Annotated in this window: 10 protein-coding genes; 6 read left to right on the top strand and 4 right to left on the bottom strand. The window is 67.7% G+C overall.

What is annotated here, in order from left to right; translation table 11 throughout:
* Window positions 1-78: 78 nt before the first annotated feature.
* Complete coding sequence (locus BGP73_RS16055; RefSeq protein ID WP_069815458.1) at window positions 79-339, bottom strand: DUF397 domain-containing protein; 261 nt, start codon at window positions 337-339, stop codon at window positions 79-81.
* On the bottom strand, window positions 336-1,187 hold the full coding sequence (locus BGP73_RS16050; RefSeq protein ID WP_107474068.1) for a helix-turn-helix domain-containing protein: 852 nt from the start codon (window positions 1,185-1,187) through the stop codon (window positions 336-338). The genes BGP73_RS16055 and BGP73_RS16050 overlap by 4 nt, the downstream gene beginning before the upstream one ends.
* A 114-nt stretch (window positions 1,188-1,301) precedes the next feature.
* Here BGP73_RS16050 and BGP73_RS16045 point away from each other — a divergent pair, with 114 nt between their 5' ends.
* The gene (locus BGP73_RS16045) at window positions 1,302-1,814 is read left to right on the top strand and encodes an ATP-binding protein (RefSeq protein ID WP_079127572.1); all 513 of its coding nucleotides are present in this window, start codon (window positions 1,302-1,304) and stop codon (window positions 1,812-1,814) included.
* 21 nt (window positions 1,815-1,835) lie between these two features.
* Here the strand turns inward: BGP73_RS16045 and BGP73_RS16040 are convergent, their stop codons facing one another.
* Window positions 1,836-3,023: a tyrosinase family protein gene (locus BGP73_RS16040; RefSeq protein WP_069815455.1), complete on the bottom strand. Its 1,188-nt coding sequence runs from the start codon at window positions 3,021-3,023 to the stop codon at window positions 1,836-1,838.
* Window positions 3,024-3,268: 245 nt separating this feature from the next.
* On the opposite strand from BGP73_RS16040, the gene BGP73_RS23770 reads away from it, so the two are divergent.
* Window positions 3,269-3,400: a hypothetical protein gene (locus BGP73_RS23770; protein ID WP_280138184.1), complete on the top strand. Its 132-nt coding sequence runs from the start codon at window positions 3,269-3,271 to the stop codon at window positions 3,398-3,400.
* Window positions 3,401-3,441: 41 nt separating this feature from the next.
* Here the strand turns inward: BGP73_RS23770 and rodA are convergent, their stop codons facing one another.
* The gene (gene rodA, locus BGP73_RS16035; protein WP_069815453.1) at window positions 3,442-4,623 is read right to left on the bottom strand and encodes a rod shape-determining protein RodA; all 1,182 of its coding nucleotides are present in this window, start codon (window positions 4,621-4,623) and stop codon (window positions 3,442-3,444) included.
* Window positions 4,624-5,311: 688 nt separating this feature from the next.
* On the opposite strand from rodA, the gene BGP73_RS16030 reads away from it, so the two are divergent.
* From BGP73_RS16030 to BGP73_RS16015, 4 genes are all read left to right on the top strand, one after another.
* Window positions 5,312-6,907: a serine/threonine-protein kinase gene (locus BGP73_RS16030; RefSeq protein WP_069815855.1), complete on the top strand. Its 1,596-nt coding sequence runs from the start codon at window positions 5,312-5,314 to the stop codon at window positions 6,905-6,907.
* A 43-nt stretch (window positions 6,908-6,950) separates the two neighbouring features.
* The gene (locus BGP73_RS16025; RefSeq protein WP_069815451.1) at window positions 6,951-9,080 is read left to right on the top strand and encodes a UvrD-helicase domain-containing protein; all 2,130 of its coding nucleotides are present in this window, start codon (window positions 6,951-6,953) and stop codon (window positions 9,078-9,080) included.
* 152 nt (window positions 9,081-9,232) lie between these two features.
* Window positions 9,233-11,410: an AIPR family protein gene (locus tag BGP73_RS16020; RefSeq protein ID WP_069815448.1), complete on the top strand. Its 2,178-nt coding sequence runs from the start codon at window positions 9,233-9,235 to the stop codon at window positions 11,408-11,410.
* 243 nt (window positions 11,411-11,653) lie between these two features.
* Window positions 11,654-12,583: a GNAT family N-acetyltransferase gene (locus tag BGP73_RS16015; RefSeq protein WP_079127571.1), complete on the top strand. Its 930-nt coding sequence runs from the start codon at window positions 11,654-11,656 to the stop codon at window positions 12,581-12,583.
* The last annotated feature ends 264 nt before the right edge of the window (window positions 12,584-12,847 follow it).

Here is a 12,847-nt window from a genome sequence, read left to right as displayed (position 1 = left end):
CCCGCGTCACGGGCTGAGGGCCTGGCGCACGCCCCACGGCGTGCGTCAGGCCCTCGATCCATGTACTACGGGTTGTTCTCAGCGGCCGGAAACCGACGCCACGAACCCGGCCCAGGCCTGAGGTCCGACCGCCAGCACGGGCCCGGCTACCTGCTTCGAGTCGCGCACGAGGACGGTGTTGGAGGTAGCGGCGACTTCGACGCACTCGCCCCCTTCTGCGCCGCTGTAGCTGCTCTTGAACCAGGCGACTTCAACGCACTCGCCGCCGTTTCCTGTGCTGTAGCTGCTCTTGAACCAAGTGAGTCCCGCCCCGTTGGTCGCAGTCTCGGAGGTGTTCATAGCTCTCCCAGCAACTTCTCGATGAAACCGAGTGACTCTCGTGGAGTGAGAGCCTGGCTTCGGATAATCCCATAGCGTGCCGCGATGGATCGCACCTCCTGCCGATCGATGAGCAGGATGCTGCGGCCCTGTACCTCCAGGTACGCCACCTGGTCACCATCGGAGCGTGAGATCAAGGTGAAGGGGCCATCCACACCAGCGTTGTCCTCACGGTCGTTGGGCATGACCTGGATCTCGACGTTGCGTTTGTGCCCGACCAGCAGAATCTGTTCGAGCACCCCGCGCAGGCACTCGGTGCCTCCGTATGGCTTGCGGAGCACTGCTTCTTCAATTACGAAGCTCATCAGCGGTGCAGGCCATCGGTTGAAGATCTCCTGGCGAGACAACCTGGAGGCCACACGCTGCTCGATGGTGTCCTCGTTGAGCAACGGGCGCCGCATGGCGAGGAGGGCTCGTGTGTACTCCTCCGTCTGCAGGAGCCCCGGCACAGCTTGAACGGCGTACAGGAAGAGCTCCGCGGCTCCTGCCTCCAACCGCGCCGCGTCCCGAAAAAACGCCGGGTATTGCGCCCGGGCGACCTCCTCCTTCAGGGCCTTCAGCACGCCCCCGGCGTCGAGCACTTCATCGGCCCGGTCGATAAACCGCGCCTGTGGGATGCGTCGGCCCTGTTCGAAGGATGCGACGGACTGCGGCGCGTACCCCACCCGCTTGCCGAACTCCGTCCGCTCCAGCCCCGCCCGGACCCGCAGGAGTTTCAACTGCTTGCCGAACGCGCTCACCACCCCCGAGCCCGGCTCGTCCTCCGGCTGTTGCCGTACCTCGGTCCGTTCGCCCTCGTCTTGGGCCATCCCCGCCGCCTCTCGCGCCACCCCACGTACCGGCGCGCACCCACCGCGTACAACCGCCCCACGACCGTGCGTCACCACTGTTAACGCTACGCCACCCTGTCGCACCGTGGAGGCATGACCAGCAACTTCGCCGACCGCACCACGACTGCCCGCCACCCCGCGCCGCCGGCCCGTCACCACTTCGGCATGCGCTTCAGCTCCACCCCGCGCGGTGCCCGACTCGCCCGCCGGCTGTGCGGGGAACGGCTCGCGGCCTGGGGCGTCCCGTACGGCGCCGACGCACACGAGAGGCTCACCCTGATCGCCGCCGAGCTGTGTGCCAACGCCGTCCGGCACGGCCATGTCCCCGGCCGGGACTTCCGCATGGACCTCTCGGCGGAACCCGAGGGCGGCGCAGGTGCCGGCAGGCTGTCCGTACGTGTCGCCGTCACCGACACCCGAGGGGACCGGCTGCCTGTGCCGGCCCCCGTCGACCCGCCGAGCGACCGGATCGGAGGGCGCGGGCTTCTCCTGGTCGCGGCGCTCGCGGACCGCTGGGGTTGGGCACCCCGTGCCGACGGCCCCGGCAAGACCGTCTGGGCGGTGTGCGAGATCACCGATCCGAACCGGCCAACCCCTGGCGGCTGACCGTAAACGGGTATGAGCTCACTACGGGTCCTTCGACGTCCAGACGGGCTGGTCCGGGCGGTCCGGATGGTGGATGGAGATGTAGCCCTGGTCCCAGACCGTGAGCCGGTACCCGGGACGGGCGGCCGTGGTCGGCCTCGACCACTGGGGCTGGCCGTTCCCCTTTCCGTACACCGCCAGAGTCCCGTCGAAGTTCATGGTGCAACGACCAGGGTCGTGATTTCTCCAGGTGGCCGTGTTCCAGACGGGTTTGTGGTTCGAGTCATAGAGGACGAGGTTGCCGTCTGTCTGGTAGGTGAGAAAGTAGTTGCTGCCCTGCGACCACACCTCGTTACCTCCGAGAAGTGTATCGCCCGGCAGCATCTGGTTTCCCTCCGGAAGCGGATACTCGGTGTCGTATTGATAACCGAGGGCCGTATGGTCGAGGACGTCGGCGATCGTGCGTTGATCCCAGGGTGGAAGCACGTCGGGCAGGTTATTGCCCTTCGGTGCACCGCTGGTCGGCACGTACGGCGTGCCCGGGTGCTGCCGCTGCCACTGGGCCCACAGACGATCGAGATTGCAATGGTGCAAGAAGAACACCGGGTCGTTGGGCGAACTCGGTGGCTGCAGAGCCCCGCCGACCCATTGATGGACCATGTTGTGAACTCCAGGGGGTATCCAACCCTCCAGCATGTTACGGAATCCGGACGTGCTGGTTTCGTCCCAAGGGGCCACGTCGTAAACGGTGGCGGCGAGGCATTGCTTCACCGCGGCGGCGCTGGGAAGGGTCGGCGAGTCGCCGCCGAAGTTCCGCGTGAGGTACTCCTCCGGAGCGTCCGGGAAGATGACGCAGGTCCATCCGTTGTCGAAGGCAAACGCCCCGTCCTCCACCTTCCAGTCCTCCTTCCGGCCATTACCTCCCATGAAGTCCGAGCGCCAGATCGACGACGTGCTGGAATTGTCTTTGGTCCAGTCCCAGTACGGTACGGAAAGCCCTGGTGCGATCAAGCCCAGTTGCTGCTCGAATCGGAGAACAAACTCTCGGTGCCAGGGGAGGAAGCCCGGCCCCCTGTGGCCCGTGGTGCTCCGCGCCATTTCTTCATGCCACCTGACGAAATCGTCATAGGTTGCCCACGGGCTGCTCTTGAGTTTAAGCACTGCGTTGACGTAAGCCTGCTTCTCGGCCACGCTCAGTACCGACTGGTCTCGGCGAACAAGCTGTGCCATGGTCTTTCCTCATCGTCTGCGGAAGCTTGTTTCCCTCTTTCAAGTGAAGGCTTGCGCGGAACGGCCCGCATGCAGCACTAGGCCAGTCGGGTGATCCAAGAGCACGGAACGCCTCCCTCAAGGTCTCCGCCGGGATCTCAACGAGTGCTTCACCGTCCGGCGTCGTGAAGGCCTGGCATAGATCTCCCTGCACCACAAATGAGCCGCTGGCCGTTCGGTAGATGTTCGGGTGCCCTTTGCGTGAGATGACGGACAGGCCGTCGCTTGCGCAGCGCGCACCGGTCGCCGCGAGCCGGGCCTCGGTCCAGAAGGAGGCGATCGTGCCGATCCCGGCCGGTATCGGCACCCGCAACGCCCTTGCCTGCGCCACCTCATGAAGTGACCGGTACGGTAACCGAAGGCGGCCACTCCACCGGGATCACCCGGACAGCGGGCGTTGCAGCCGGATGCCCTGCAGGACGCCCACAGCAATCCAGGCAGCGAAAATCGACGAGCCGCCGTAGCTGACGAACGGCAGCGGCAGTCCGGTGACCGGCATGATGCCGAGATTCATACCGATGTTCTGGAACGCCTGGAAGGCCAGCCAGGCCACGATCCCGGCCGCGACCACCGTCCCGTACAGGTCTGGGCAGTCACGGGCGATACGCAGCGCACGCCACAGCACCACACCGAGTAGCGCGATCAGCGCCCCGGCACCCACGAAACCCAGTTCCTCCCCCGCCACACTGAAGACGAAGTCGGTCTGCTGCTCGGGCACGAACTGCCCGGTCGTCTGCGCACCGCGGAACAGCCCCTGCCCGGTCAGGCCACCAGCCCCAATCGCGATCCGAGCCTGACTGGCGTTGTAACCCACCCCGGCCGGATCCAGGGCCGGATCGGCGAACGCGGCGAAACGGTCGATCTGGTACTGGTCCAGCAAGTGCAGCTGCCACACGACCACAGCTCCGACGGCGCCGGCCGTCAGCAGTCCGATACTCCAGCCGGCCGAGGCGTCGGAGGCGAGCAACACCCCGAGTACGATCACACCGATGCCCATGAACTGACCGAAGTCAGGCGTGAGCAGGACGAGCAGGGCGGGAGCGCCCGCCACCGCCAGGGACTCCAGGACGCTGCGGGCATCCGGGCGTGGCCGGGTGCCGGCGTCCACCTTGGTGGCCAGCAGTGTGGCCATGGCCAGCACGATGGTGATCTTGACGAACTCGGCGGGCTGGACGGACATTCCGGCGATCATTAGCCAGCGCCGCGCCCCGTTGACGGTGGTGCCCACCGGGGTCAGCACCAGCAGGACCAGCAACAGGGTGATGCCGTAGAGGATGGGTACGAAGTCGCGAAGCCGACGCTGACCCAGCCGTACGACGCCGACGGCCAGGGCGACCCCGATCACGGTGTTGACCACTTGGTGCGTCAGGAAGGCGTATGGGTCGCCGTCCGTCAACTGGGGGCGCCCCCGGGTCGCGGAGTAGACCAGCAGCACGCCGAAGACCGACAACGTGACCGAGGCGGCAAGCAGCGGCCAGTCCAGCTGTCGCAGGACCGGACCGATAGACGACCGGAAGCGCCGACGCTTCGCCCGGACTTCCCAGGCGTCCGTGAGCCCCATCACGTCCTCCTCCGCTCCGGGGGTGCCCGGAGGGCCGCACGTAATCCCGTACGACGCGGAACCTACCATTCTCCAGTTGCGCAATAGCGTAAGTAAGGCCCTCGTCGCGAGTGTGTCCGCGGCGGCCGGGAAAGAGTCAGCAGTACTTCACGTTCACTGCGGCTGTTCTGCTGGGCAGGGCAGTGATGTAGTCCAGCAGAAGCGTCGCGGCGGGCTCCGGGACCGGCGAGGGAGGGTCGCCGAGCCGCAGCGGGACGTGGGTGTCGTCACGGAGGACTTCGTCGGTGGGCCGGCAGACGATCGGCTTACCGGTTGGGCGAAGTGGAGGAGGACCAGGCAGCCGGCGAGTCGGGCGAGGGGATCGCTGCTGCCGTCGGTGAGCACTCGACGCAGCGTCGCGAGTCGTTGGTATTGGCCGAGGGGGGTTGTCGGCCCGGGCGACCGTCTGCCAGTTCGGGAAACGGCTCTCGCGCAGTCAGTTGGGATTCGGCCCCCTCACGCCGATGCCTCTTGGCCAGGACCACTTGGGCGGTGTGCGAGCCTCACCGATCCGAACCGGCCAACCCCTGGCGAGTGACCGCGAACGGCTGGACGGAAGATCGCCGGCCCGGGGAAGCTGGCGGTGGACCACAAGAGGCCGGCGCCGGGTGAACGCGGGCGCCGGGTGAGGACGCTCGACGGGGGCACGGTGCCGGACAGACCCATCTCGGGACGCTACGAACTCCTCGAACCGATCAGCCACGGCGGCATGGGAGAGGTCTGGCGAGGGTACGACGCCGTCCTCGACCGCCCGATCGCCGTCAAGCTGATCCGCCGCCAGTCCGTCACCTCACCAGCGCTCGCCGAGGAGTTCGCGAAACGGTTCAAGCGGGAGGCCAGGGTCACCGCCCGCATCCGGCACCCCGGAGTGCCGCAGGTCTACGATGCCGTCCTCGACGACACCTACGAGAACCTGTACCTGGTGATGGAGCTCGTGGACGGGGTGCCGCTCACCGCGTACATCCGGCCGGGCGGGCAGGAGCAACAGGCCAAGCCGCTGCCGGTCAGCTGGGCGGTGGCCGTCGCGGCGCAGGTCGCCACCGTGCTGTCCTGGGCACACGAAGTACCGGTGATCCACCGGGATCTGAAGCCGAGCAACGTCCTGGTGGCTCGGGACGGCACGGTGAAGGTCCTCGACTTCGGCATCGCCGCCATGCTGCGCACCGATGTCACGAAGCTGACGGCCACCGGCAGCCCCATCGGCACCTACCAGTACATGTCACCGGAACAGGTGCGCGGCGGCCAGATCACGCCCCGGGCCGACCTGTACGCCCTCGGCTGCGTCCTGCATGAACTCCTCAGCGGTCGACTTGTATTCACCGAGGACAGCGAGTTCCTGCTGATGTACCGGCACGTCAACGATGAGCCGACGCCGCTGCGGAAGTTGCGCCCCGACGTACCGGTCGACCTCGAAGCCCTCGTTCTGCACCTGCTGCGGAAAGTCCCCGAAGAGCGGCCCGCGGACATCCAGGAAGTGTACGAGCGGCTCCGGCCGCATCTGCCGTCGCCGGGCGAGCGGCCCGCACCGCCGGAGACCGTACCGGCCCAGGTCCCGGACCCGACTGGGATCTTCCGGCAGCCGTACGCACCCCGTCCCCGCGGTAGCGCCGGACGCTTCCGCCCCGAGAACTCCAGTGCTGGTGTCCCCGCCCCGCTGCCCGACGCTCTGCGAGAGCAGCTCAAGGCCGTGCACGAGCACTATGGCGCGCTCATGGAGGAGGAGCGGTACAGCCAGGCCGCCGAGGTCGTCGGCGAGCTGACGGGACCCGCGGCCCGCGCCCTCGGCAGCGACAACAAGGCCGTCCTCGGACTGCGCCTGCGGCGGGCAGTGAGCCGGCTGCTCGGCGGTGACCTCCGGGCCGCCCTCCCCGAGTTCGAGGCACTCGCCGATGCTTACGCTCGCACTCTCGGGCCCACCAGCAGGCAGGCACTGGACTGCCGCGCCCAGGCGGCCAGGTGCCGCGCGGAAATGGGCGAGGTCACCGACGCGCTCGCCGCACTGTGGGACGTACTCGACGTGGTGCGGTCGGTGGACAGCGACGTCAGCGAGGAGGCGGTCGTCCTCCGCCGTGACATCGCCATGCTGCTGCTGGCCCAGGGGCGGGCCGCCGAAGCCCTCCAGCTCCTGGAACCCCTCCACCAGGACCTGCTGCTGGTCCTCGGACCGGACGACGAACTGACGGCCGAGATCACGGAGACGTTGGCCGTCGTCCGCCTCGGGCTCGACGGGCCCGCGAGCGGCTGAGGGCGCTCACGGCGCACTGACCAGACAGAGAGGGACCACCACCATGCCGCACCTCGCCTTCGACATCGCCTTCTGCGCCCAACTGGGCAAGTTGGACGGCGCCGTCAGGCAGGGCGTCTTCGCCGCCTGGGAGAAATTCGAACACCTCACCCTCGACCAGCTCTTCAAGGATCCAGGCCTCAAACTGGAATCGTTGAAGAGAGCCCGTGACCCTCACATCCGCACCATCCGGGTCTCCCAGGGCGTACGGGGTGTCGTACTGGCCCCGGCCAGCGGCCAGACCTTCGTACTGCTGCGTGTGATGCCGCACGACAAGGCCATCGCCTGGGCCGTCAAACAGAAGGCGAGCATCAACACCGTCACCCAGGCCGTGGAGATCCGCGACATCGCCCTGCTCGACGAACTGACCCCTGCCTACGAACGGATCGCTCCTGCCCCCGAACAACGGCTCTTCGCCAAGTTCTCCGACGGTGACCTGGCAGCCCTCGGAATCGACGACATCACACTGCGCCAAGCGCGGGCGCTCACCAACCCCGAGCAACTGGAGGTATTCGCCCCCGCCTTCCCCCAGGACCAGCGCGAGGTACTGGAGTATCTGGCCGCGGGCTTCAGCGTGGAAGAGGTCTGGCGCGACCTGGTGGCCGTGAACCTCGCGGGCCGGTCGGCCGAACCCGTCGACACCGCCGACTACGAGACCGCCATCCACCGCACCTCGACCCGTATCGCCGTCGTCACCGCGTCCGAGGAACTCCACGACATCCTCGACAAGCCGTTCGAGGCCTGGCGGGTCTTTCTCCACCCCTCCCAGCACAAGGTCGCCTACCGCGCCTCCTACTCCGGGCCGACGCAGGTCACCGGCGGGCCGGGGACCGGCAAGACCGTGGTCGCCCTGCACCGGGTCCGCCACCTGCTGCGCCATCTGCGCGACGGCGACCGGATCCTGCTCACCACCTACACCAACGCCCTGGTCGCGGCCCTCCGCGCCGGCTTGGCGTCGCTCGTCGAGGACGAGGCTCTGCGGGACCGGGTGGACATCATGACGGTCGACGCCTTCGCGGGACGCGTCCTGTCGACATCGCGCAGACCCCTGCGGGGTGGGGAGGAGCGCCCGCGCTGGGAGACGGCGGCCCGAGCCACCGGCTTCACCGGAACAGCCCAGTTCCTCGCCCAGGAGTACAAGCACGTGGTCCTCGCGCAGGACCTCCGTACGCAGGACCAGTACGAGGCGAGCGAGCGCCGAGGACGCGGCAGCGCGTTGCCGGTTCCCGCCCGGGCGCTCGTATGGCGCACCATCGAGGAGTTCACCGAGCGCTTGGCCGCCGAAGGCCTGCGAACATACCTCGGGACCTGCGCCGAGGCAGCCGACGTGCTGGGCGCAGACGGTCCCCGCTACCGGCACATCGTCGTAGACGAGGCGCAGGACCTCCACCCGGCCCAGTGGCGGCTGCTGCGCGCGGCGGCGCCTGAGCGACCGGACGACCTGTTCATCGCGGGCGACCCGCACCAGCGCATCTACGATTCGAAGGTCTCGCTGAGGAACGTAGGCATCAAAGTCACCGGGCGCTCGACGAAGATGCGGAAGAACTACCGCTCCACTCACGAGATCCTCAAGTGGGCGACCGCCCTGCTTCATGGCCGCCGGTTCGAGGAACTGGCAGACGAATCCCGCCACGACACCCTGCTCGGCTACCGCTCCGCTCTGCACGGCAACGGTCCACGGACCCACGCGGCGGACACCGCCCAGGCCGAGCTCAACGCCCTGGTGGAACAGGTCCGCCAGTGGCTCGACAGCGGAATCGCCCCGGGCGAGATCGGCGTGAGCGCCCGCTTCAACAAGGTGTGCGACCAGGTGGTGGAAGCCCTACGCAGCAAGGGCATAGCCGCGGTAAGGCTCCGCGGTGATGCCGCCACCTCCGCGGAGGCGGTCAATGTCGGCACCATGCACGCCTTCAAGGGGCTCGAATACCGCTGTGTCGCGGTGGTCGGAGCGCATGACGGTGCTCTTCCGTTCCCCAAGGCGGTCACGCCACCGGAAGTGGACCGTCTCCAGCACGAGACGGATCTGCTGGCCGAGCGCTGCCTGCTGTTCGTCGCCTGCACACGCGCCCGGGACAGCCTCTACGTGTCATGGTCGGGGAAGCCGAGCCCCTTCCTCCCGATAGCTGGTGTCTGAGAACGCCGAAGGAAGAAGGGAACGCGGAACGCCCTCAAAGCGGGCCAGTTGGTGATGACACTGCGTTGATGGTGACATTGCGCAAGCGTCAGACTACGGGGATCAGTTGTGTGGAGGTATGAGCCGCACAACCCGCGGGAGGGGAACAGGCGATGAGTGCGAAGAAGTCCGGCGGCGGGGAGACCGACGCGGCGGTGCGCCAGGTCGAACGGGCGTTGCGTACGACGTACGAGAAACTGCTCGACGTCAGCGACCTGGAGGACAAGCACCCGCACGAGCGGGAGCCGCGCCTGCTCTCCCGGGCGCTGACCGCGCAGGCCGTCAGGATCGTCACCGGCTTCACTCCGCAGGAAGCCGCTCTCACCGTCATCGATGGGAAGGATGACCAGGGCATCGACGCCATCGCGGTGGTGGACGGCCCTCGGAAGCACGTCTACTTGGTTCAGGCGAAGTGGAGCAAGAACGGTCGTGCTGCCAGCGAACGGCAGGCAGTCCACGAACTGTTGGCAGGGCTGCGGCTCATCGATGACGAAGATTTCGCCGAGTTCAACCCCCGCGGCCAGCAACTGGCCGAACACGCCAAGAACGTGATGGCGAGCGGTCCCGTCCCCGTCACCCAGGTGATCGTCCTGATGCGGTCCGACGATGTCACCGACGGGTTCCGGCACGCGCTAACCACGGGGGAGAAGGAGTTCAACCGCAATGGGGATGTGCTCGACCACCGGATCATCCTCGCACCGGAGGTATGGGAATCGGTACGTCAGGACCTGGCACCCAAGCCCGTCGACCTCACCGCCGAACTCTCTCCCTGGTTCGCGGTCCCCTCGCCGTATCGGTCGTACCAGGGAGTCGTTGAAGCCAGATGTGTGGCCGAGTGGATGCGGCACGGGGCGGACCTGTTCAACCTGAACATCCGCAACCCGCTCGGTCGGACACCTATCAACAACGCGCTGACCGACACCCTCATACAGGAGCCCGAGCACTTCTGGTACTTCAACAACGGAGTCACGGTGCTCTGCGAGTCGGCCGAACAGGAGAACCGGTCGTCCATGCGGCATCCCGAGCGGAGACCGCTGGAATTGACCCTGCGGAATGCCAGTGTGGTGAACGGTGCGCAGACCGTACGGTCGGTCGCCGAGGCGGTAGCCGCTGACGAGACGGCTGAGGACGCTCTCGTCGGCGTGCGGATCATCGTGACGGGCAAGGCGGGGGATTTCGCCAAGGAGATCACCCAAGCGACCAACCGGCAGAACCGGGTAGATGCCCGCGACTTCATCGCCCTCGATCCCGTGCAGGCGTCGATCAGGGAAGAACTCCGGGCCGAACTAGGACTTGAGTACGACGTCCGGCGCAGTGAGCTGGAGCTGCAGCAGGACACCGGTTGCTCGGTGGTGGAGGCAGCTTGCGCGCTGGCCTCTGCCCACCCCGACAGCCAGTACGTGGCCCGGATCGCCGTCACCCTCGACGTCCTGTGGGAGCGAGGCTCTCAGGGGATCTACGACGTGCTGTTCCGGCCTCAGCCGAGCGCCTACCTGCTGTGGAACGCGGTACAGGTGCTGCGTGAGGTGCGCCGGGTCCTCCACCGGCTGCGTTCACGGTATGAGGGACGGGGCGCCGCTCTGACCGAGCACGGCGTGTACTTGATCACCCATCTGGTGTTCCGCCTACTGGACACCGGGGCCATCGACGAACCGGACACCCAACTGGAATGGTGTGCGAAGGCCACCGAGCAGACGCCGGAGATCGTAGAGCGGCTGCTGCCCGCCCTCATGGCAGCGATCGACGACCGTTACACCGTACGGTCGCAGATCCGTGCCGTATGCGCGGACATCGACCGCTGCCGCGAGCTCGCCGACGATGTTGTGGCCGGGTTGTCCGCACCGGGGAGCCGCAAGGTACCCGACACGTACCGTCGTAGCTTCGCGCGGCGCAAGCACCGGCGGCCTAACGCCGTCTCCGTCCTCGTCGATCAGGGGCTGCTGGAGAACGGGACGCCACTCGCGCTGAGCGCCGGCTCCCCGGCGGAGGCGGAGGCGCTGCGGGAATGGCTGGCGGAGGACGAGCGCAGGGCGCGGGCCACCTGGGTGAACCACCGTTCCAAGCCAATCCTCTGGGCGATCGACGGGCAGCAGTATTCGCCGTCTGGCCTGGTCACCCACCTATGGGAGCTGGCCGAATGGAAGAAGCAGCCCGTGTCCAACCAGGGGACCGCGCGTTGGACGACATCATCCGGTGACACGCTGGCTGACCTGGCATGGCGGGCGCTCGAAGCTCTGGAGGAGGCGCCGGAGGGCGATACCGGTCGCCCTGCGACTGGTAGCAGTGCCTAAAAGCTGTCCCGGCACCCGACCCCAGCTGTACATATCCCGGGCTCGCCGTATGCCGGAACGGCATACGGCGAGCCTCCGAGCCGAGCCGCTCCGCGCTGCTCGGTGCTCCCGAGGACAGCCATTCGAAGGCAACCTCTGTGCTGAGCACGGTAGTTGTGGTGATCATCTCCTATGACGACCATGGCGACCATCCGCGCGGTTGACCCGCACGACGACGAGGTCTTCCACAGCTAGTACACGGCGATGCGCGAGGGGGCTGTCGCGGGGCGCCTCGTGCCGCTGGTGCCCGGGTACGACGAGCTGGGCACCTCCCTGCGCAGCCCGGGCTCACGCCGCCGCCGCACCGCCTACGCCGCGCTCGACGGCACCGGCGCGGTGCTCGGCACCCTGCTGCTGGAGCTTCCGCTACAGGACAACGAGCACCTTGCCGAACTCGATATCAACGTGCCGCCGGCACACCCTAATCGGGGTGTCGGCGCGGTGCTCTGCGAGAGGGCCCGGCAGTTGGCGGACGAGTCCGGACGTACCACGCTGCTGGGGGAGGTCTACGTGCCCGCCGGGGAGACCGGCGAGACCTGGTCCGGGGCGCGGTTCGCCCGAAAGCACGGTTTCACCGTCGAGAACGAGGAGGACCACCTGGCCCTCGAACTGCCCGCGTCCGCCGGCCAGCCGTCAGCCCCGGACAGCGGATACAGCCTCGTCTCCTGGGTCGGTGCCTGCCCTGAGGAGACCGTGGCGGAATACGCGCGCATGACCAGCGCGATGGAGCAGGACGTCCCCACCGGCGGTGTCGACCGTACTCCGGCCCAGTGGGACGTCGGCCGGATCCGTGAGATGGAGCAGCGCCTGGAGATGCAGGGTCTGGCGCTGGTCACCACGGCCGTCCGGGGCGCGGACGGCGAGTTCGCGGGCTACACCCAGCTCTTCGTCCCGGCGGACAACGCGGGGGAGGTCCTGCAGGACGACACCTTCGTGCTGCGGGCCCATCGCGGCCACCGGCTCGGCGTCGCGCTCAAGGCCCACAACCTGCGGCTCCTGGAGCGCGAGTTCCCCGACCGCCGCCGAGTGCACACCTGGACGGGCGATGGCAACGCCGCCATGCAGCGCATCAACCGTGCCTTCGGTTTCGCTCCGATGGAGCGGATGTACGAGGTGCGGCGGACCACCGGGTGAACTGCACGTGGCGTTGGAGGACGACGGGAGGGGGCAACACCACTCGGGGAGCGCGAGGCGGGCGGGCCGGAAGGTGCCCTGCCGCTCGTGATGGTCCGCTCACCGCTCCTTCCGCTGCGCCGCTACACCGAGTTGTGCGACGAGTTCGCCCGCGACCGGGCACGGCCGCGGCAAGCGTGTGGTAGCAGTCGCTGCTCTGCATGAACTTGTGGTTGTAGGGACCAAGCTCGCCGGCCGCCCCTCGCCGGACAGGCAATCAGGGCG

It is taken from the genome of Streptomyces sp. TP-A0874, assembly GCF_001748085.1.
Taxonomy (GTDB): domain Bacteria; phylum Actinomycetota; class Actinomycetes; order Streptomycetales; family Streptomycetaceae; genus Streptomyces.
The sequence above is the reverse complement of the archived record's forward strand: the minus strand, read 5'-3'. Positions and strand labels throughout refer to the sequence as shown.